A 22,350-nucleotide genomic window follows, 5' to 3' on the forward strand; every position below is an offset into this window, starting at 1 on the left:
TCACTGGCTGACACCCGTTTACACCCCGACAGGAGGCTAGAATAATGGAATTCAACTTTATGGATATGGGGCTGAATCGCGTTGTAAATTTTCCTGTTTATACGCTGGGCCCTCCGGGAACCAGCAGTGAATTTGCCTCTCAGTATTTTTGCAACAGAATGAACCAGAACTATCAGCAGCGCAGGCACCGGATTAATTTGATGCCAACCTACGAGGCAGCAAGGGATCAGGTCAAAAATCAACATGGTGTGATGGTCGTGGCAAATGCGTACGCCAGTATTAATGACTTTTATATGGATCCGAATCTCGAGTTATTAGCGACTTTTGTTTTTGATACCCCGCTTTACGGGCTGGCAGTAAAACAGGAGGTTCCCGATCGGGAATTGCGGGTCGCTTCACATCCTGCTCCCATTCCTTTAATTGAAGAACTGATTCCTGATGGATTGCAGGTCAGCGAAATCATCCGGATGACATCAACCAGCGCTGCAGCTAAAGCGGTTGTCAATAATGAAGTCGACATGGCTCTGACAACGGAAATTGCAGCTGGTTTGCACAAGCTCAGGTTTATTTCCAGAATTCGTCCCATTCATATGCTGTGGTCTGTTTTTGGCTATAGCGTGGATGATGAAGTGAAGAGCACTCAATCACCTGACAGTCCGGGTGACATTGATACACGGGGAGAAATGGTATGCTGACAATGCAAAAACACACAATGGATACGGCACCGGAGCAGAGCCGGAAACTGCTGCAATGCTCGCTGGATACGTTCGGTTTTATCGTCAACCAGAGTGCTTATATGTCGGAATCTCCAGAGTTACTTGATGCGTATCAGTATGTGCATCAACTGTTTTCCGGCTGTACGCTGGCAGAAGAAGATCGCACGGTCATCTGGATAACCATGGGGCAGACATTTCAGTGTACGTATACTGTGCACGTCCATCAGTATATTGCGGTTCAGCGTGGTGTCTCACCAGAGTTACTGCGTCAGCTGGATGAAACGCCGGAGCAGTTACCGGCCCGGCTTGCTGCCTTACGTGAGTTTACCCAGGTGGTTTGTCTGGCCCGTGGAAACATTCCGCATCAGGCCGCACTGAAGTTCCTGCAGGCAGGGTACACCCGGCGGAATATGCTGGAAATTTTTCTCGCTTTGTCGCAAAAACTTTATGGGGCTCTGGTGAATAGTCTCGCGCAAACGCCCACAGAAGCGTTATTTATGCAAACTGGCAGGGAGATAAAAGAGCAACCGGCCGGAAAATAATGACGAGCCGGATAATCAGAAACAGGTCATCCGGCATCATAAAAAAAGTGAAACACAACAACCCAAAGTGTTATCCGGAGCAGACGGTTGCATCTGTTCCGTTATCAAAAAGGAAATATTATGCGTTACTTCGATCGCCGGCATGTTGAATCATGTCTGGATATCTCTTTATGCCTAAACCTCAGTCAAAAGGCGTTTGAACTCCAGTCTCAGGGGTTAGTGCAGCAGCCGGACCGAACCATAATTGCTTCCGGTGATGGCCGGCTGATGGGAACAATGCCCGCATATATCAGTGAAGGAAATTATGCCGGTTTTGGTCTGAAAGCGATTCTGGCTGACTTTTCAGTCTCTGAACCTCACGAAGGCTGTATCTTATTGTATGACCGCCGGGGGATGATGGCAGTCGATGCCAGTTCGGTGACAGAAATCCGCACGGCGTCAGCATCGGCCTGGGCAACGCATCTGCTGGCTCCGGCTGGGGCAACCCGTCTGGCAATACTGGGGACAGGCATACAGGCAAAAAAACATTTGCAGATGATGAAAGCGGTGCGTCCCATCCGTTCTGTGACGGTTTGGGGATGGCGGGAGGCCAGTGCTCAGCGTTTTGCAGACTGGGCACAAACAGAAACCGGGATTGACGTTCGGATTGTACAGACACCTGCAGAAGCCGTTGCCGATGCGGATATTATTTGTACTGTGACGGCGTCACGTGAGCCTTTGCTCTCCGCAGCTGATTTGCCGGAGCGATGTCATATCAATGCTGTTGGGGCTTCCGCAATGGGATTTCAGGAGTTGGATGCGGATGTTTACCGTGTGTGTGATTATTTTCTCGATTCACGGAATGCGTCTGCGGCAGCATCACAATGTTTGCAGCAGGCGAGAGCAAAGGGTTATCTTTCTCCCGAAGATCCGGGACGGGAAATTGGCGAATTGCATCCTGAACAACCGCTTCAACTGACCGGACAGCGAACTTTGTTTAAATCGATAGGATTAGCCGTTCAGGATCTGGTATTTGCCCGGGAAATTGTGCGTATTTCGGCATCATAAAAACCATACCAAGGTATATATCAAAAACTATATATATCAGAGGTTTACAGTCAGATATTTTATGTTGAAGAGATTTATATCCGCCGGAAATTAAGATACGAAAGGGCCTGAGTCTGTTTGGCGCTGTCATCATGAATGCACAGTGAGATTCAGGCCCGCCGGATTAATCAGCAGATTTGGCCGCGTCGGAGATCATCTGAGCCAGCCCTTTGATTGCATCGGTTGCCCGGTCAAAGTCTGTATAGATTAAAAACAGGGGAATTGAGCGTACCAGGCCGACTTCCAGAGGTAAAGGTTTGAGTTCTCCCTTTGCCAGCTGAGTTTCAATCAGGCTTTTCGGCAGCCAGCCAAAGCAGAGTTTACTGCGAACAGCTTCAATTGCTGCATCGATGGTATTCACAATCCAGCGGTAGCGGGGCAGCTCCATCACTTCGCTGGTTCTTTCGTGATTATTGTCCAGATAGACCTGGGTGTAGCGGTTGACATCCGCGGCTGTCAGCGCTGATTTATCCAGCTGGTGTAAAGGGTGATCCGGGTGAGCGACCGCGATCAGTTCTATCTCCAGCAGCCTGTTTTTCATCAGCTGACGGTTATATGGCAAGCCAATCGCCAGATCACAGTTTCGGGCATCATCCGGAGAGACCAGACGCAGTAACTCTTTCAGTTCAACCTGAGTGTAAGGATATTGCTGCTGAAATTCGGTTAATGCAGAAAACAGTAAAGGCTTGGGATACAGGCTGTCGACTTCCAGTTTGATTTTTGCCGGTGCACCGGCATGGAGCGCACGCGCCTTATTTTCTATGGTGGCAAACTCTTCCATTAATGGCCGCATATCTTCCAGCAGTGCTGCGCCTGTTTTTGTCAGCCGGACTCTTTTCCCGGTGATTTCAATCAGGGAAACACCCAGCTGTTCCTGTAGTTTACTGATGGTATAACTGACAGATGACTGACTTCTGTGTAGTTGTGCAGCAGCAGCGGTAAACCCGTCTGCCTGAATGACGGTTTGCAAAACAAACCATTGTTCAATGGTTGATCGATACATAATCATCAATTTTTTAGATGGTAAATCCTAAATATTACGTTTATCAATTTATTAATTCAATGATAAGGTGCGTTTGAAATCGGGTTGTGACAGTAGTTAAAGACAGTATTTGGCGGTCATTCAAAACAATAAACGCGGATGATGCGTTGTCACAGTCCTGGTCTGTCTGAGAAAAGAACGGTGAAAATATGAAATTAAAGGTTTTACTGATTAGCCTGATCAGTCTTTGTTGTACAGTGCCGGCACAGTCAGCGACGACGAATATGAAAACAGAAGTCTCAAAAAAAGAAGTCTCAACGACGGTTGTGAATACTGCGTTGGGTCAAGTGAAAGGTGTGGTTGAAAACGGGATTGCAGAATTTCGTAGTGTACCGTATGCCGTGAATCCGTTTGAAGGAACAAGGCGTTTTCAGGCACCGGAAAAAGTTCAGCCCTGGCATGGTGTGTTGGATGCAACCCGTTATAAAGCGCCGGTACCACAACCTGATCGCGGTAAAGAAACCGTCTTACTGGGTGCTCCGGGAGATTTAACCCTGAATATACTGGCTCCGGTGAAGACAGCAAAAAAACTGCCGGTGATGGTGTGGATTCCCGGTGGTGCATTTATCCGTGAAAATGCCTCGGATGCGATGTATCGCGGGGAAAGTTTTGTCCGTGACGGTGTGATCGTGGTTACCGTGAATTACCGGGTTGGCATTGATGGTTTTATGCATATTCCGGGAGCACCGGATAACCGGGGAATTTTAGACCAGATTGCCGCTCTCGAGTGGGTTCAGTCTCATATTGCATCCTTTGGTGGGGATCCAGAGCAGGTGACTTTAGCCGGTCAGTCGGCCGGCGCTGAGTGTGTTGCAATTTTGTCCGGTATTCCGCGAACCAAAGGACTGTTCCGGCGTGTGATCATGCAAAGTTCCCCGGTCCAGACTGTGACGCTGGCGCAGTCAGAACGGGTAGCACAAACTGTCGGCAAACTGCTTGGCATCAAACCAACTACAGAGAATCTGGCACGTGTGCCTTTCGCTGAACTGGTGAAAGCTGTTGTTCAGACGGGCAAAGAGATCAAGGATCGGTCGCAATGGGGGATGATGTCGTGGGGCGGCACAGCATTTTTACCTGTGATTGATCAGTCATTGCTGACCGGAACGCTGACCGGAAATCTGGCCCATCATGCTGATCCATCCGTTTCCGTCCTGATTGGCAGTACGGAACAGGAATCCAGACTCTATCTGGTGCCAAATGGTCAGATTGATAAAGTGCATATGTCAGATTCGCTCCAGCTGATTCATGACTTAAACATGGATGCTGATATCATCAAAACATATAAAAAAGGGAATCCAACGGTCGGGGATGTTTACGCGGCGCTTTTATCAGATTATACGTTCAGAATGCCGACCCAACATATTGCCCAGACACTGGTGAATCACGGGAATGCCGTTTGGGTTTATGATTTTGCATGGCGCTCGCCGGCATTTAACAACCGGTTAGGGGCCGCACATCTGGTGGATGTCCCGTTTGCTTTTGATACGACAGAGGCACCCAAATCGAAAGTTTTTCTCGGCGATCATCCACCTCAGTCACTGATTCGTGATATGCATACCACGTGGGTACGCTTTATCCAAACCGGTCAGGCGGGTTGGTCTGTCTACCAGTCTCAGGAGCGCAGGGTGATGCGGTTTGATGGGCAATCCGCTGAAGTCAAAGATCCGGGCAAAGCGATTCGTCTGTTATGGGAAAGCTATCCTTTCTGAACGGAGGTCCGGATATAAAAAAAGGGTGATTCCCCCAGTTGGTCAGGGAATCACCCGAGTCAAATTATCTGACTAAATGAAGGAGACGGTTTACTTCACGGTTTCTTTGTTGATGGCTTCAATAAATACCTGACGGGCTTTTGGGACGTTAAGTATTTTGGCCTCTTCAAGAAGCGCCAGAGCCTTATCGATATGATGATTCGCCACGGCTTGCTGAATGGCGTGGTGGTAGTAATGTGTGGAGTCAGCTTCAACCACGCGGGTATCCTGAACGTGTCTCTGCGGGGAAGGGGGGGTGACCGGGTGCTGACGGACAGATTCTGTGGTTACCTGAATATCCATTGTACCCTGATAAGTACGGGCGTAACTGATATCTGACACAATCGGTAAGGGCTCACCACTTTCCTTTGCTCTTCTTTTAGCCGGATGCGGGATGATGACTTTGTCACCAATTTTTTCTGCATTCGTGTAAATCACCATATAAGGTGTTTCTTCAGCGTTGATGTTAAACCGGCCTTCGTAGCGGTTTTGGCCGAAAGCATCGGCATAGCGAATTTCAAAATGGGTTAAATCCCATTTAATCCGGGGTTGAAAATGCGCATCCAGCAACAGAACGGTGGGTGCAAAAACCTGCCCTGTTGACATCGTACTGCGGATATTGACACTCACCTCACCGGAGAGCTCAGAAAAATGAAATGCACCAAAATAAGAGTTACCTTCCGGAAAAGACCAGACGGGAGATCTCTGATTGAGTTTCAGCCTGATCGGATCATTTTTGTTAACTTCGGTCCAGTAAAAACCGGCGTAAGCAGAACAGCAAATCTGTGCTGCGGAAAGTGACTGACGGGCAGAGTGGCTGTCTGGCGGGGCAACGGATGAACATCCGCTGACAGTCAGGCCGATCATGAATGTACTGAATGCTTTATTCATTTGTGTGCCTCAGAGATGTCAGGAAGAAGACAGCCCAGGGCTGTCTTTTCTGTGTCTGCCGAATCATTTATCTTCAGAACCATTTGCATTAACAATGATGCTCAGAACCAGATTTCGGCTTCGATACCAAACCGGGTGTCGTCGTCATCGCCGCCGGTCGTCCATGCATAACCGCTGTCACTTGATTTCATGTAAGTGATATACGGTTTAATTTGCGGACGTCCCCAGTAATCTGCATTCACCGTAAATACAGGAGCCAGCGTGACAGTATAAAAGCTGGTGTCTGCATCCTCACGTCCCCAGGTACCGTCAGCACCGAGACTTTCAAGCGCGTAGGTGAAAACACCTTCCAGCCGGAAATTATCATTGACCTGATAAGAGGGGGTAACACCGACAATAAAGCGGGATAAACCATTTTCAGAGCCCCAGACACTGTCTGTTGTGGTGTTATCCAGATCCCAGTAAGTGATTTCTGTACCGATTTGCAATTGGTCAGTGACGTTGGCGACACCGTAGGATGTCAGGAAAATTGAGCGATCATGTTTTTGCCAGTTACTGCTCCACTGACCAAAATTGACACCCCGGTTGGCAGAAAGATCTTTTCCGTAGGTAATCGCTGTGGTTGACCAGCCATCAAAACCATAATAATCACGGTTGTATGTGATAGCCGCGCCATAGCCTTTTTTCGCCGGATCACCGGAACTGCTTTCACTTTCTGACAGGCGTCTTCTTGACATCAGTTTCAGGTCAAAATCAAATTTGCCTCCCAGCGCCTCAACACCATAGTAATAGAAATCAGCAGAAGTCAGTGTACTGCTCCGTCCCTGACTATCGAGTGTACACTGCTTGGCATTGACATCACTGTCTGTCCCGGATAGTTGACAGCTGCCTTCTCCCGGATCTGCAGATATAACGGCAATCCCTGCGTTGTGATACTGAACACCGGCACCAACCCCGGAGGATTGTTTCCAGAACTCTTTGGTAATGATGCCTGACTGACGGTTCAGATAGCGCTGGCCTGCCCACAGGCTTAAACCATCGGCAAAATAGGACAAATCACCCAGTTCAACATAGGCTTCTTTCAGCTCTAACTGGCCACTTTCGAGGTGATCTTCGTTACCGGATGAGGAGGTATAAAAACCGCGGCCATTCCCGCCTTCATGATTGCCATATTCGGTTTTCAGGACATACTTTGACCATGCGCCACTGTCATAATTATGTCCTTTGGTGATGGTAAACTCGACCTGAGTCGGGTTTCCGGAAAAAGCGGCACCGGCGGCATGATAATCCCGGCGGTGATGGTAGCTGTCGTTTAAAGACAGAGATTCACCCACATTGTATAAAAGGTGGCCATATCCATTGACAGTCCATCCCTCAGTCACTTTATCCTGGGCAACAGCATTGCTGACTGAGAAAGTACCGGCTAACAAAGCGCTTGATACGGCAACGGCGGTTAAGCTGATTTTTTTCATCTCGTTAGCTCCTTAACGATTTTATTATTGTGGTGTTTTTTGGGTAAGCAGCCCGGTCAGCTGCGTGTCCAAAAAAGTGCAGGGTAAGAATGGTGATATGCCATCCGCTTGTTTCAACACGACTTATCCTATGAAAATTAATTAAAAATGACTTCCTCCACCGCGGAAAAAAAAACGGGGGAGCAGGCAGGCGTAGATCAAATGAGCCTTGTTGTGATTTGCTGACTTGATCACTGATTCAGGGCGGAGATAAATCAAAGACATCCCCTTCCCGGCCGGGAAGGGGATGTTGTTTTGAGGGAAAGACAATAAGCAGATGGCGACCGAAAATGGCCTAATATCCCATCAGACGAATCAGGCCTTCTGCTGTTTCGATGGCTTCTTTTCTGTTCGCAATGTTCAGTTTCTGGTACAGATTACGGATATGGGTTTTGATTGTGGTTCCGGCGACATCAAGCTCTTGTGCGATTTGTTCATTGCTGAAGCCGGAATAAATCAGTCCCAATACCTGCCATTCCCGTTGTGTCAGCGGGCTGGTTCTGACCAGCTCCGGAACATCCGGGTGATGGATGATCTTATCGATGAAGCCTTCGTCGAAATGAACCGAATGACTGCGTTGTTTGTGAGCAATTTCTTTGATTAAATGCTGCGCCCGGTGCTTTTCCATATCACCCAGCGCATTTTGCTGAATCAGTTGCTGTAAAACCGGATAGATCGTCTGTCCGTCGATCAGGAAATTCCCGGTCATTCCGGTTTGATTCATCAGCGTTAACGCTTCGCTCAGCTTCAATGCCGCGGTTGTTTCATCTTTCTGCATCACCGCCAGAACCGCTTCAACGATCAGATTACGGTTGATATCCGTGATCAGGTTGCATGTGCGGGCTTTACTTTGCAGAAAACTCAGGCTTTGTCCGGCTTCTTCCAGAGCGCCGGTGAAAATTTGTGCACGGGCTATGTTGCGCCACTGCAACTGGAGAAAATGGTTGTTGGCTTCTGCCGGGCGGGTGGCATGCTCGAGCCACACCATCACCGAATCTTTGTCATTCCGGGCCTGCCAGTAAAGTAATAAAGACATCGATGCATTCGCCGTCCAGTCCAGATGGTAAGTCGATTGTTGCAGACGTAATTCGATCTGTTCTATCAGCTTTCCTGCTTTATCTAATTCACCCCGGCCAATGGCGATCCGGGCCAGCATCGAATAACAGTGCAGATGCTTCAGCGGGTCGATATTGCCCAGTACATGAATGCCTTTGTAGGCGCATTCTTCGGCAGTATCAAGCAGATTCCAGCACCAGAGTACCTGCGCATGAAGCCTGAGCAAAAATTCATGCAGCGGTACCTGATGAAGCTTCTGTTCTTCAATCAGCCTGAAGGCTGAATCGTGGAGTTCATAAGCCGCCTGTACATACCCCTGCGCCAGCAGAATTTCACTTTGCTGCAGCAGAGCCCACAGTGCCTGATGATAAACCTGATGCTGGCGGGCCAGTTTTTCTGTTTGTTGCATCAGCGGTAGGGCCCTGTTCAGTTTTCCCTGAACATGATTGACCTCACCCACAATCGATGTGGCAACAATCCGGCTGCGATAGTCTGTCGTATCCAGCTGACTCAAAGCCAGTTCGGCGAGCTTACGGGCATTTTCCGGGTTATTTTTGTTGATCGAAATCTGGGCCCGGAGCGCATTCACCTGGCCTTTTTCACTGGTGGTGAGTTTGATATCGCGGCTGGCCATTTCATTTTCCGCCGTCAGCAACATGTCTTCCACCGCATTGTAACGGTGTTGGCTCTGAGCGAGCCAGGCCTGGAGCAAGGGCAGTTTCATGGTGGCATACAATTGTTCTGTGCCCAGTTCGTTCATAGCGGTCTCCATGATGTGGAGTTCGCCCCGGTTGAACATGCGCCAGCCATGATCAATCAGAATGTGGGAAATTAATGTTGCATCGTTGGCTCTCTGGGCGTGCCGAAGTGCCTGATGCGGGATATCCAGTTTCAGCCAGGCATTGGCCGCTCTGCGATGGAGAGGTTGTTCTTCTTCCGGAATCCGTGCTTTACGCTCATGCGCCAGAAATTCAGCGAACAGATGATGGAAGCGAAACCAGTTACTTTCACTGTCCAGGCGGTAAATAAACAGTCCGTACCGGTTCAGGGATTCAATCATACTCAGTGCATCGCTGCGTTCTGTCAGTTCATTCACCAGCTGATCGCTGAATGTTTCCAGTACGGAACACTGCATCAGGAAGTGCCGGGTTTTTGCATCAATCGCGTCAAATACTTCTTCAGCCAGATAATCCCATAAATGAGCATGATTGAACTGTGAAACGGACTGGACCGACTGAGCCAGCGTCCGGTTTTGATGCTGGGCCTGAAGGGCGATGAGCTGAAGCGCCGATGGCCAGCCTTCCACATAGTCACGGATATTGTTAATGGTCGTGTCATCAATGACGTCTGATATTCGCTGACTGAAAAAACGGGTGGTTTCTTCGGCATCAAATGCCAGCATATGATTGTCGATTTCAATCATCATGTCCCGCACCCGCAGATTTGCAGTTCCCAGAGGTGGGGTTGCCCGGCTGGTGACGACCAGAGTGATGTTATCCGGCAGGTGCTTCAGAAAAAAGCGAATCGCTTCATGAATCTCATCATTCTGAATCAGGTGGTAATCATCCAGAACGAGATAGCATTCATGATGAAATTCACTGAGTTCAGCAAATATTTCACTGAATAAAGAGCGTAAAGAAGAGAACTGCCTGCGTTCTGCCAGAGTCTGAGAGTTCGGACAACAATTATTTGTTGCTTTATTGATTGCACGGATAAAGTAATTAATAAAGCGAAACTGATCATTGTCCCCCTCATCAAGACTGAACCAGCCAACCGCATTTTTATCGGTCAGCCACTGAGCTGCCATGGTTGTTTTGCCATAACCAGCGGGTGAGCAAAAAAGAACCATTTTATAGCAGGGGGCCTGCCGGAGCATTTCGAGTACCCGCGGACGTACGATTGCATTGTGTAACCGGCCCGGACGGGTGAGTTTAGAAGGAATCCACATACCTTAACCCACATATTCCTTTGTTATACCGGGCCTCTGTTTCATTAAAAAACATCAGAAAAATCAACAAGCCCGGATGATAAGTTAATCTCAGAGCATCCTACGTCAGGGTGTTCTGCTCATAAATTGATCCAGCTCTAATCTGCCGGTACAGGCTGTACTGTTCGGGTCACTACGCCCTGAATATGGGATATGTATCACATTAAAGTGCTGATTATTTATATTGGCTAAGTTGCATTGCGCAAGGAAGGTGTATGTTTGTCATCAGCATCATCGCACTTTGTGGCATTGCCCACATTTCTTATCTCTGTTTTCGTTTCTGGCTGGATCATATTCAGGTCAATATCGTGTGACTCAAATCACCAAATGAATTATTTCCGGATAAATTTATGCGATCAATATCAATGTACATATGGAGAAAACTGGTCTACGCCCTGTTTGCTCCTCCTGAATCACAGAAGTTCCGGGAGGATGTTATAGCCGTTAACCCCATGCAGGATGTGATAACAGGATTGGAACGATGATGAGATGTCATGATGAAACTGAATCAGCAAAAGCAATTTGATAAAGAACAATTTAAAGACAACGTGAAACGCCACCTGACCTCGACGTATGTTCAAACCGTTGAGCAGGCAAGTACGAGAACCTGGTATCTGGCGATGGCAAGAGCGTTGTCAGAACTGACCGCGTTCGATTTACTTGAAACAGAAAATGACATCAGAATTAAAAACTCCAAAAGTGTGAATTATCTGTCTCTGGAGTTTCTGATTGGTCGCCTGACAGGCAATAATCTGATTAGTATGGGCGTTTATACGCAAATTAGCGAGGCGATGGAAGAGCTTGGACACAGCCTGAGTGACCTGCTGGAAGAAGAACGCGATCCTTCATTAGGAAACGGTGGATTAGGCCGGTTGGCTGCCTGTTTCATGGATTCCTGTGCAGCGCAGGAATTTCCGACAGTTGGCTATGGATTACATTATGAATATGGCCTGTTCAGACAATCATTTCTGGATGGGCAGCAGCAGGAATCACCCGATGCATGGCAAGGGGTTGAAGGCTATCCATGGGAGATTGCAAGGCCGCAGCTGGCTCAGCAGATAGGATTTTATGGTCAGGTTGAAATTTATGAGGAACATGGACGGGAGCGGCGTCGTTGGGTGCCGGGGATGTTTGTCAAAGCGATGCCTTGGGATTTACCGATTGTCGGTTATCAGAGTGAGACCGTATATCCGCTGCGCTTATGGGAATGTCAGGCGATTGCACCGTTTTCTCTGGAAAGCTTCAACAATGGTGATTATTTCGATGCACAGAAATCTTTGATTGATGCAGGCAACATTACAAAAATTCTGTATCCGAATGATAACCATGAAAAGGGTAAAACTTTACGGTTGATGCAGCAGTATTTCCATAGTGCTGCATCAATTGCTGATATTTTGCGTCGTCATGAAGCAGCCGGACATCCGCTCAGGTTACTGCCTGATTATGAAACGATTCAGCTTAATGATACGCATCCGACAATTGCTATTCCCGAACTGATGCGGGTATTGATGGATGAACGGGATTTAAGCTGGGAGGATGCCTGGGCGATTTGTTCAAAAACCTTTGCATATACCAACCATACATTGTTGCCTGAAGCGCTGGAAACCTGGAGTGAATCGCTGATTCAGCGTTTGCTGCCCCGACATATGGAGATTATCTACCAGATTAATTACCAGTTTTTAACTGAAGTCCGGCAGAAATGGCCGGGAGATGTCGGCAAGCAACAGAAACTGTCCATCATTGAGGAAGGGGTACACCGGATGGTCAGAATGGCTAATCTGTGCGTGGTCGGCTCCTGTGCGGTCAATGGTGTTGCCGCACTGCATACCGAACTGGTGAAACGGGATCTGTTCCCTGAGTTTCATGAACTTTATCCGGAAAAAATTCAGAATGTGACCAATGGTGTCACGCCACGTCGCTGGCTGAAGTTCTGTAATCCGGGACTGTCCGCATTGATTACAGAAAAAATCGGGGATGGATGGGCCGGTGAACTGGAGCAGATTTCAAGGTTGGCCTCTTATGCTGATGATCCGGTCTTTCAGCAGTCTTATCTGGCCATTAAAAAAGGCAACAAGCAGCGTTTGGCTGATTGGGTGATGACGCATCTCGGTATCAACATCAGTACAGAGGCGATCTTTGATGTACAGATTAAGCGGTTGCACGAGTATAAACGCCAGCACCTGAATTTATTACACATTCTGTCTTTATATCACCGGTTACTTCACGACCCTGAGTTTGAGATGGTACCACGGGTATTCTTCTTCGCGGCGAAGGCTGCGCCGGGCTATTATCTGGCAAAAGAGATTATCTATACCATCAACAAAGTTGCTCAAACCATTAACAACGATTCGCGTGTGAACCATCAGCTGAAAGTGATTTTCATACCGGATTACAGGGTCAGCATGGCTGAGATTATTATTCCTGCGGCTGATGTGTCGGAACAGATTTCAACAGCCGGAAAAGAAGCCTCAGGGACCGGGAATATGAAGATGGCACTGAATGGCGCCCTGACCATCGGGACGATGGATGGTGCGAATGTCGAAATCCGTGAGGAGGTCGGCGATGAAAATATCTACATATTCGGCCTTGATGTCACGGGGGTCACAGCATTAAAGCAGCAGGGATATAACCCGTTTGATTATTATTACGCCGATCCACTGCTAAAATCATCTATGGAGTTATTGATTGGCGAAACATTTACGCCCGGTCAGCCGGATAAACTGAGAGCGGTATACGACAGCTTGCTTGATGGTGGTGATCCGTATTTATGTCTTGCAGATTTTGCTTCCTATGTGAAGGCTCATGAAGCAATTGATGCGCAGTACCGGGATCAGACAGGTTGGGCCCGTAAGACCATACTAAATACTGCTTCGGTCGGAAAATTCACTTCAGACCGTTCAATTCGGGACTATGTTGAGAATATATGGCATCTGAAAGCTGTACATCGTTAACCAACAGACAGACCGGAGTGGAGGCTCCGGTCTGAAGCATATAAAAACTGAGGATCATTCAAACAGTGGTTTGCCGTTTTCGTCGCGGCTTGCTTGATGGCAGTATTTTCAGGGACTTCCTGAGAAAGCGGTCAGGAAAAAGCACGATGAAAAGGACAGTCCTCTGCTTGAGTGGATTTTTATCTTATCCCTGTCTGGGGGTGATGACATCTTCGGAGCAAAAAAATGACAAAAAAATCAGCATTAAAGCAAGTCGCTGAAGCAGCAAATATCTCTGATAACTATATTAATGCGTGGGGAGAAGACGCCAGTGTTTCTGATGAGACGATTCGTTCTCTGCTGGCATCTTTGGGCTACGATACATCAAATGATGAGAAGTTACTGAAATCAGCGGAAAAGAAACAGAGAAAAGACGTACTGGCACCGGTTCAGGTTATCAAGAGTAATGATCAGCCGATAGAAATTGATCTGAACCTTGGTGTGAGTGCCAGAGAGAGTGAGTTTTGCTGGCGGGTTGAAACCGAGCAGGGAGAGATATTAGAAGGTTATCTGCAGTCTCAGATTATCCGGGATGAAAGAAAAGATGGCGGACCGCTGGTTTTTCAGTTGCCGATGTTATCCTGGGGATATCACCAGCTGACCGTGACCCGCAAGCGCCGAAAATCGCCCTACAGTATGACGCTGATTGTCACGCCTCAATCCTGTTATAAACAGGATGACCTGGGGAAAAATAAAAAAATGTGGGGGCCGAGTGTGCAGCTGTATACATTGCGCAGCAGTCATAACTGGGGCATTGGTGATTTTGGAGATCTCAAACAACTGGTTGCTGAAATCGCTACCCGGGGAGGGGATTTTATTGGTCTGAATCCGATTCATTCTCTGTTTCCGGCTAATCCTGAAGGGGCTAGTCCTTACAGTCCTTCCTCCCGCTCCTGGCTGAATATTTTGTACATAGATGTGAGCTCTGTGCCTGAATTTGTGTTAAGTGAGAAGGCGCAGCAAGTGGTTGGTCATGCGGATTTTCAGCGCCGTTTACAGCAAGTGAGGGCGGAGCATTGGGTCAATTACTCTGAAGTCGCCAGTTTGAAGATGAATGTGTTGCCTTTGTTATACGAAGAGTTCAAAACCCGTCATCTTAGCGAGGGTACCGATCGGGCCGATGCATTTCTGGCGTTTGTAGAGGATGGTGGGGATAGTTTGCTTCATCAGGCTGCATTTGATGCTTTACACGTCAAATTACATCAGGAAAACCCTGAAATATGGGGATGGCCGGTTTTTCCTGAACAATATCGCCACTATACCAGTGCTGCCGTGAAAGAATTTATTGAAGAAGAGCGGGATCTGGTCCATCTGTATATGTATTTACAGTGGGTTGCGGACAGTCAGATTAATGAAGCCCAGGTGTTGGCGAAAGAGAAGGGGATGTCGATTGGTCTGTACAGGGATCTGGCAGTTGGTGTGGCTGATTCCGGTTCTGAAACCTGGGCTGATGATGGTAGTCTGGTTCAGGATGTCAGTATTGGTGCTCCACCGGACGTGCTTGGGCCGCTCGGACAAAACTGGGGACTCCCGCCGCTCAACCCTGAGGTATTACTGAATACAGCCTATGATGCGTATATCCGTTTGCTGCGTGCCAACATGAAACATTGCGGTGCGTTGCGGATTGACCATGTGCTTGGATTACTGCGTTTGTGGTGGATTCCAAAAGGGAAAACTGCCTCTGATGGCGCATATATGTATTATCCGGTCGAGGACATGTTGTCGATTCTTGCTCTGGAATCGCACCGTCATCAGTGTGCCGTAATTGGTGAAGATTTAGGCACAGTGCCGGATGAAATTGTCGATATCCTTGCTGAAGCCGGGATTCATTCGTACAAAGTGTTTTTCTTCGAAACGTCAAAAGATGGCGGCTATTATTCTCCGGCTCACTATGTCTCTCAGTCGATGGCGACACTGTGTACTCATGACATGCCGACACTGCGCGGGTTCTGGCATTGTGAAGATTTAAAAACCGGCCGGGAGCTTGGGTTGTATCCGGATGAAGAACAGTTGAAAGGCTTGTTTGATAGCCGGTTACGTTGTAAACAGGAGATTCTTAACAGTGTGAACTGGCATGGTAATTTACCGGAGGGTGTTGGTATGGATGCAACTACCGTCCCGATGGATCATGCTCTGAGCGAAGCGTTGCACATTCATCTGGCATCGGGTGCTTCTGCACTATTGAGTGTTCAGCTGGAAGACTGGCTGGAGATGGATCAACCAGTCAATATTCCCGGTACTGTGGATGAATATCCCAACTGGCGGCGTAAATTGTCAGTCAATTTGGATGACTTATTTGCCCGTCATGATGTCAATGAGATAGCCCATAAGCTGACGGAAGTAAGAAAAAATGCAGGGTGATACTGGCGTGGAGAATTGTCCTCGGCGTGTAACCAGGGACAGTCCCCGATTAGCGGGGACAGACCCATTTAAAATGGGTACAGACCTTATAAGTTTGTAATCAAACAGAAGCTGCCAGAGATGATTTTTAGCTGATTTATCTGAGAGTCATCAAAATTTGATCATTTGGGGGCTCAATTCAGGATAAATATGCTGAGAAAGATAAGATAGTTGGGGTTTTATTCGACTAAAGTCAATGAGTTATACTGTTAACCCATCGATTCGTTTTTTATTCAGGCGTTGTTTTGCAAGGAGCAGATGCCCGGGGCTGCCAATCCATCGCTTTCTTCTTCGTTCAAGATGAGTGACGAGTTTCAGCGCTTTGGTTTGACTGAGTGACAAACGGGTGAGAATGGCGGGTTGATCTTGGCTGATATACCCACATTTGTCTTGACGGAGCTGTCGTCCGGTGAAATCAACCCATTCAATATAATCGGAGAGCCGGAAAGGGATACCTGCTGGCTGCTCCGGGTGTCTATCGCCAATAAATGGATACAAGCCGTGTGGTGTTGGTTGATGTTCTTCCAGAGCATCCAGTCGCTTTTTTAGTGATGTGTATTGTGATGTTTCCGGCGTCTCAGCTATTTTTGCCCGGACAGGATTGAGATCTGTGTATGTCATCGCCGCGAGTAAGGCTGCTTCATCTAAAAGCGCATAAGATTTGAACCGTCCTTCCCAGAAGTGCCCGGTGCAGTCGTCTTCCTGGTTGGCTTGTAATGCGATGTTAAAATTCAGCTCCTTCATCATCCAGCTCAGTGAATATAATCTTTCCCGCCATTGCTGAATGATTTGATGGCAGCGTTTGATTTCTGCTTTGCAGGTGAGCTGTTGTTTCATAAACCGCTGGATTAACCAGGGCAAATGATGCTCCTGTTGCCAGCGTTCGATCACTTCAAATGTACTCAAAGACTCCGCTTTTGAGCGGTTCACATGTACGACTAAGTGATAGTGATTCGCCATCACAGCATAGGCACAAATATCGATGCAGTAGATGGTCGCCAGTTTTAAAATCCGGCTTTCCAGCCAGTCCCGGCGATGCTCATAAGATTTTCCAGTGACAGAATCTTCTCCACATAGAAATGAACGCCGGACACAGCGGGACACGCAGTGATAATAAGGCGTGACATCGAGAGATATCAGTTGTGAGCGGGCTGTGGTCATCTGGTCCGGTGAAATTGTGGATGAATAGAAAGAGCTTGCAGCAAACGAATCAGAATGAAAAGCCGGATTGAAAACAATGCGGGAGATGTCATTCTGTCAGTGAAAAACCAGTGTCATATCAGACTGACTATTTGTGATGTGAGGCAATTTGTTTCCCGATTTATCGTGTATGTCCCTACTCAGGCATGTATGTATGGTTTTTGCTCAGCTATTAGAATGAAACCAAACCGGCAGTAATTAAAACGTCTGTCCCTGAAACTGTCCTCAAAAACTGTCCCCAAACTCAATTAAAGTGCCTGTCCCTGTTAAAAACCAGCCCGCTCAAAAATACGGGCTGGTTTTGATTAAAATGAACAATCGTGATGGAGCATTATTCTGTCACATGACAGGCTGAAATCCGGTTAACTTGAATCGTTTGATTTCTGCCTGAAGTATAAGGCCAGATAACATCGCCATTTCCGGTGGTTTTCATATCCTGAAAGTTATCGATACTCAGTGTGGTTTGAACCGGTCCTTCAAGAATGCTGCCAGTTGCCGCATCGGCAGTCGCAATCACTAATTTTCCGCCTGATTTCCATCCCAACAGCAGCTGATCATCGCCGAGTTTTGCCATATAAGCCCTGAACGGATAACCGCTGTCCAGGTCGGTGGCAATAGTGACCGTTTGAATTTGCTCTGGCTGATCAGAATTATCATGAAATTTTGCCAGTTTCAGTACCAATGCGTTGTTTTCTGTCTGGATATAGTTCATCCAGAACCCATCATCGGTTGGCACTATACCGCCTAATGCACGCTTGCTTGGGTCCGTGTTATTAAGCCAGGTTGAATAATCTGCCTGAGCCGTACTCGTCATGCGTGCTATGCGCATCGCGTTCGGATAAGCATCGCCGTGGCAGACGGCTGCCCAGTTATTTCCGTTATATCCCAGACGAACGGACCAGCTGTGACTGCATCCCCAATCCCAGCCACCGCTCAGGAGCTTGCCACTGGTCAGATCAACAAACTTAAGTGTATCGCCTGCATGGATATCTACTTCTCCCGGTGTATTCGGGCGGTTAACCGACAGTGCAGAGCGGTAATAAGCTGCGACTTTATCTCCGTCTGTGGCTAGTCTTGCTGTATGTCCGTACCACCAGATAAAGTGTGCATTGTTGGCATCTACATTGGTCTTTTTCGTTAAGGTTGTTCTTGCTGTTTGCGTCCCGCTTTCATCGAGCAAAACGACATCCATTTTTCCACAGACCGCTTTGTCTGGTGTGGCAGAACTTTTACAGTATTTTGAGGAATAAATATCCGGGTCATTAGCCATGACAGCCAGTGCAATGCCATTATTGGTTGCAATCGCATCATGGACTTCCAGACCGGGAAGCGGACTAAGACTTTTCAGTTTTTGATCCTGAGAATTTAATTGCATTAGCCTGATTTCATCGCTGTACTGGTTTTTCCAGGCCAGGATAGTATTTCCGGTTGCAAGCGGAGCCACAACCGCAGGCGTATATTCATCATTTGGTGCCGGATAGCCGGCAACCTGCACATCGGTTGAATGCCAGCGTGTATTGAGAGATTCACAGTCCGGTGTTGTTGCTGCACCAACGGAAGCCGCTGATATAAAAAAAGGAGCACTGACTAACGTACTGAGAACAGTTCTTAAATGATTTTTCATGATGATATCTCTTATTCTTTATTTTTAATTTGTTTTTGATGAACCAATGGCTGGCGTATCCGGGGAGGGAAACGGTCTGATGCAGCTCATGATTCAACCAATATGCAACTCAAACAGTTACAAGATATTCATCATAATTGAATAAACATTCTGATTCATAAAGAAAAGGGAAATCGTGCCGTGTTCAAAACGGAAGATTGTAAGATTGTGATTTTACTTCAGAATAACAGCGATCTAATGACCGCTGTTGAACAATGGACCAGACAAATTTCAGGCGATGGAAGAGATGGCATCAAAATCGACGCCGCTTTCACGGTATAAACGTCTGCATGCGTTGCCATTACTGTGGAACAAATGGCAACGGTTTGGTTCAATCCCGATCGTATAAGTCTCTCCAGCTTCAACAGGCAGAGTGTCTGGAGCCCGGTAAATAACATCGGCATCAGCACTGTCAAGATGCAGATAAACCTGTGTTTCATTACCGAGTTTTTCAACAATCTGAACATAACCTTCAATGGTTGCGCTGGCGCTATCGGCATGTAATAAATGTTCAGGGCGGATGCCGAGTGACATTCTTTCTCCGGGTTGAACGGAGGTGCCGTCAACGGGAATCCAGAATGATTCACCATTTGCCAGTTGAACCATAACCCGTTCAGCTTCCACTGATTCGATTTGTACAGTGATGAAGTTCATTTTGGGTGAGCCGATAAACCCGGCCACAAAACGGTTTTTCGGGTAATGATAGAGCTCCAGTGGTTGTCCGGTTTGTGCAACTGAACCCGTATCCAGCACAACGATTTTATCCGCCATCGTCATGGCTTCAACCTGATCGTGAGTGACGTAAATCATGGTGCAGCCAAGCTGACGCTGCAGTTTGGTGATTTCACTGCGCATATTGACTCTGAGTGCTGCGTCCAGATTAGACAGCGGTTCATCGAGCAGAAAAACTTCGGGCTGAGAAACCAGAGTTCTGCCGATTGCGACCCGTTGGCGTTGCCCGCCTGAGAGTGCTTTGGGTTGCCGGTCAAGCAGATGTCTGAGCTGGAGAATTTCAGCCGCGTGATTGACCCGCTTATCAATCTCTTTTTTATCTGCTTTGGCCAGTTTCAGTCCGAAGGACATATTATCGTACAGGTTCAGGTGTGGATAGAGCGCGTAAGACTGAAACACCATACCAACCCCTCGTTTGGAAGGTTCAATATCATTGACTTTTTCACCACCGATATAAAGATCGCCGGATGTAATATCCTCCAGGCCGGCAATGCAACGGAGTAAGGTCGATTTGCCACAGCCAGAAGGACCGACGAAGACAACAAATTCCCCTTCTTTGATTTCCAGATTCACATCCCTGGAGATCATTACATCACCATAGGCTTTACATACATTTTTTAACGTGACATTCGCCATGCTGCCAGTCCTCGAATCAATTGGTTATGTCTTCTGATTTTGATTTCAGCTTTGTCTGAAGTGATTACCGGGATGAATGTCGCGGGAGCTAACCTGGCTGCAACTTCAGTCAGTTCTGATTTTGTATTAAATCAGTATGTTATCATAAGAAAAAAGGTGGAGAGAAACACCTCATCCACCTGCTATCACCCGAAAAAGCCCGTTTTTATACTTTCAGTCAGAAAGTGTCCCCCCAAAATACGACGACATAATATGACGACTTTCGAAATCAGTGGCGTGCTGTATCCGGTAATAAAACAGCAATACGTTTGTATGCTGAAAGAGACTCCTCTTGGAGGGCTCCAGTGTCTTTGATTCAGAGGACAGACACATCATCCTGACCGAATAAATTTCAGGGGGAGCAGGGGAGGAGGAGCCGGAGGGAGGAGAGCAGTAGATGTTCTGATCAACTTCAAAAAAACAGGCAAACAAATTGTGATCAAGATTAAATTAAGCCGTTTATCTGTGAAGTCTGTGAGGTGACAGTCTGATTCAGATCACGAAAATATACAGGGGAATGAAAGGCGTAGCTTTCGGGATGATGATTTGATGACAATATTCTTACATGATCAACCAGAGTTGCTTCAGCATGTTATCCGGTGAAAGCCCTGTTGTTCTGGTGGATAGCAGTCTGAATCACCATGTATGAATTGGATTTCCGGCGTTGTGTCTGGGATAACCCTGCGTCTGATTCCCGGATAAACGGAGTAATGCGTCTTCCGGTTTGTCCGGCATTATTATAAAAAAGGATATAAATTATGAAAAAAGCTCTGAGTACTGTTGCTGTCTGCACCTTAGCTGCGCTTGGATCATTGAGTGTTTTTAGTACGAATGCTGCCATTCAGGAAGGTCAGTTAACCATCTGGATTAATGGCGACAAAGGTTATGATGGTCTGGCACGTGTCGGGAAATTATTTGAAGCAGATACCGGGGTTCCGGTTAAAGTCGTCCATCCTGATGGTTTGCAGGATAAGTTTCCGCAAACAGCGGCAACCGGAGACGGGCCGGATATTGTTTTCTGGGCCCATGATCGGTTTGGTGGTTATGCTGAAGCCGGACTTTTGACCGAAGTTCATCCTTCCAAAGCGATTAAAGATGGCATGGTCAGTTTTGCCTGGGATGCGGTGAAATATAAAGGAAAATACATTGGTTATCCGATTGCGGTTGAGTCACTTTCTTTAATCTACAACAAAGACCTTGTTCCTGTGCCACCGAAGAATTGGGAAGAGGTGGCAGCACTTGATGCGAAGCTGAAAAAACAGGGAAAATCAGCCATGATGTGGAACCTGAAAGAGCCCTATTTTACCTGGCCGCTCATGGCCGCAGATGGCGGATATGCATTCAAATACAATCCGGCCAGTGGGTATGATGTGAAAGATGTCGGCGTTGATCTGATTGGTGTGAAGATGGCAATGAAATTTCTGAAAGGTATGATCAATCAGAAGGTTATTTCACCGGATATGGATTACTCGGTTTCCGAAGCAGAATTTAACAAAGGACACACGGCGATGACAATCAATGGGCCGTGGTCGTGGGGTAACATTGAAAAATCCGGCATAAATTATGGCGTCACCACGTTACCGAAATTTAATGGTCAGCCTTCAAGACCTTTTGTCGGTGTACTGTCTGCCGGTATCAGTACTGCTTCACCAAACAAAGACTTAGCAGTTGAATTTATTGAAAATTATCTGCTAACGAATCAGGGGTTAAAACTGGTCAATGACGATAAACCTCTTGGCGCAGTTGCATTGAAGTCATTTGAAAAAATATTGGCGAAAGATCCCCGGATTGCAGCGACCATGGAGAATGCCATGAATGGTGAAATTATGCCGAACATTCCCCAGATGAGCGCTTTCTGGAGTTCGGTTAAAAATGCGATCATCAATATAGCAGATGGTCGTCAGCCGGTAGATGCTGCGTTGTCTGATGCCAGAAAACAAATGACCAGATAATCAGGCAGATGTCAGGATTTTCGAATCCTGACCGTTCAGTCGTTACGGATCTGTCTGTTTTAAAGGATATATTTTAAAGGACAGGCACTATTTTAAAGGACAGGCACGACAGACAGCGCCGTATATTGTGCTGAATATGAGTTTTCACCGGCTTTTTCC

14 protein-coding genes are annotated in these 22,350 nt (G+C 47.2%); 7 read left to right on the forward strand and 7 right to left on the reverse strand.

Annotated elements, in window-relative coordinates; translation table 11 throughout:
- Positions 1-44: 44 nt before the first annotated feature.
- The 3 genes from OCV29_RS20605 to OCV29_RS20615 all read left to right on the forward strand — a co-directional run bounded on the left by OCV29_RS20605 (position 45) and on the right by OCV29_RS20615 (position 2,305).
- A complete protein-coding gene (locus tag OCV29_RS20605; RefSeq protein WP_073601998.1) occupies positions 45-695 on the forward strand; it encodes a prephenate dehydratase domain-containing protein in 651 nt (216 codons plus the stop codon).
- Positions 689-1,258, forward strand: coding sequence for a carboxymuconolactone decarboxylase family protein (locus OCV29_RS20610; protein ID WP_073601999.1), 570 nt, complete (start codon positions 689-691; stop codon positions 1,256-1,258). Before OCV29_RS20605 ends, OCV29_RS20610 begins: the two co-directional genes overlap by 7 nt.
- Positions 1,259-1,378: 120 nt before the next feature.
- Complete coding sequence (locus tag OCV29_RS20615) at positions 1,379-2,305, forward strand: ornithine cyclodeaminase family protein (RefSeq protein WP_073602027.1); 927 nt, start codon at positions 1,379-1,381, stop codon at positions 2,303-2,305.
- A gap of 163 nt (positions 2,306-2,468) precedes the next feature.
- Here OCV29_RS20615 and OCV29_RS20620 read toward each other — a convergent pair whose 3' ends face one another.
- Positions 2,469-3,347, reverse strand: coding sequence for a LysR family transcriptional regulator (locus tag OCV29_RS20620; protein WP_073602028.1), 879 nt, complete (start codon positions 3,345-3,347; stop codon positions 2,469-2,471).
- A 188-nt stretch (positions 3,348-3,535) separates the two neighbouring features.
- Between OCV29_RS20620 and OCV29_RS20625 the strand changes: the two genes are divergently transcribed.
- A complete protein-coding gene (locus tag OCV29_RS20625; RefSeq protein ID WP_217653272.1) occupies positions 3,536-5,095 on the forward strand; it encodes a carboxylesterase/lipase family protein in 1,560 nt (519 codons plus the stop codon).
- A gap of 90 nt (positions 5,096-5,185) precedes the next feature.
- Here the strand turns inward: OCV29_RS20625 and OCV29_RS20630 are convergent, their stop codons facing one another.
- The 3 genes from OCV29_RS20630 to malT form a co-directional block, all read right to left on the reverse strand.
- Positions 5,186-6,025 carry a MalM family protein gene (locus OCV29_RS20630; protein ID WP_073602000.1) on the reverse strand — a complete coding sequence of 280 codons (840 nt, stop codon included), beginning with the start codon at positions 6,023-6,025 and terminating at the stop codon, positions 5,186-5,188.
- Between the two features lie 101 nt (positions 6,026-6,126).
- Positions 6,127-7,497 carry a carbohydrate porin gene (locus OCV29_RS20635; RefSeq protein ID WP_073602001.1) on the reverse strand — a complete coding sequence of 457 codons (1,371 nt, stop codon included), beginning with the start codon at positions 7,495-7,497 and terminating at the stop codon, positions 6,127-6,129.
- A 334-nt stretch (positions 7,498-7,831) separates the two neighbouring features.
- On the reverse strand, positions 7,832-10,540 hold the full coding sequence (malT, locus tag OCV29_RS20640) for an HTH-type transcriptional regulator MalT (protein ID WP_073602002.1): 2,709 nt from the start codon (positions 10,538-10,540) through the stop codon (positions 7,832-7,834).
- Positions 10,541-11,076: 536 nt separating this feature from the next.
- Between malT and OCV29_RS20645 the strand changes: the two genes are divergently transcribed.
- Together OCV29_RS20645 and malQ are read left to right on the forward strand one after the other, a co-directional pair.
- Positions 11,077-13,530, forward strand: a complete 2,454-nt coding sequence (locus OCV29_RS20645; protein ID WP_073602030.1) for a glycogen/starch/alpha-glucan phosphorylase — start codon at positions 11,077-11,079, stop codon at positions 13,528-13,530.
- Between the two features lie 225 nt (positions 13,531-13,755).
- Positions 13,756-15,930, forward strand: coding sequence for a 4-alpha-glucanotransferase (malQ, locus tag OCV29_RS20650; protein WP_073602003.1), 2,175 nt, complete (start codon positions 13,756-13,758; stop codon positions 15,928-15,930).
- 240 nt (positions 15,931-16,170) lie between these two features.
- Here the strand turns inward: malQ and OCV29_RS20655 are convergent, their stop codons facing one another.
- The 3 genes from OCV29_RS20655 to malK all read right to left on the reverse strand — a co-directional run bounded on the left by OCV29_RS20655 (position 16,171) and on the right by malK (position 20,200).
- Positions 16,171-17,130 (reverse strand): transposase, encoded by a 960-nt coding sequence (locus OCV29_RS20655; protein ID WP_073602004.1) that lies wholly within the window; start codon positions 17,128-17,130, stop codon positions 16,171-16,173.
- 370 nt (positions 17,131-17,500) lie between these two features.
- Positions 17,501-18,793 carry a hypothetical protein gene (locus OCV29_RS20660; protein WP_073602005.1) on the reverse strand — a complete coding sequence of 431 codons (1,293 nt, stop codon included), beginning with the start codon at positions 18,791-18,793 and terminating at the stop codon, positions 17,501-17,503.
- Positions 18,794-19,063: 270 nt separating this feature from the next.
- Positions 19,064-20,200: a maltose/maltodextrin ABC transporter ATP-binding protein MalK gene (malK, locus tag OCV29_RS20665; protein ID WP_073602006.1), complete on the reverse strand. Its 1,137-nt coding sequence runs from the start codon at positions 20,198-20,200 to the stop codon at positions 19,064-19,066.
- Positions 20,201-20,997: 797 nt separating this feature from the next.
- Between malK and malE the strand changes: the two genes are divergently transcribed.
- A complete protein-coding gene (gene malE / locus OCV29_RS20670) occupies positions 20,998-22,191 on the forward strand; it encodes a maltose/maltodextrin ABC transporter substrate-binding protein MalE (RefSeq protein ID WP_073602007.1) in 1,194 nt (397 codons plus the stop codon).
- The last annotated feature ends 159 nt before the right edge of the window (positions 22,192-22,350 follow it).

It is taken from the genome of Vibrio aerogenes (genome assembly GCF_024346755.1).
Lineage (GTDB): Bacteria > Pseudomonadota > Gammaproteobacteria > Enterobacterales > Vibrionaceae > Vibrio > Vibrio aerogenes.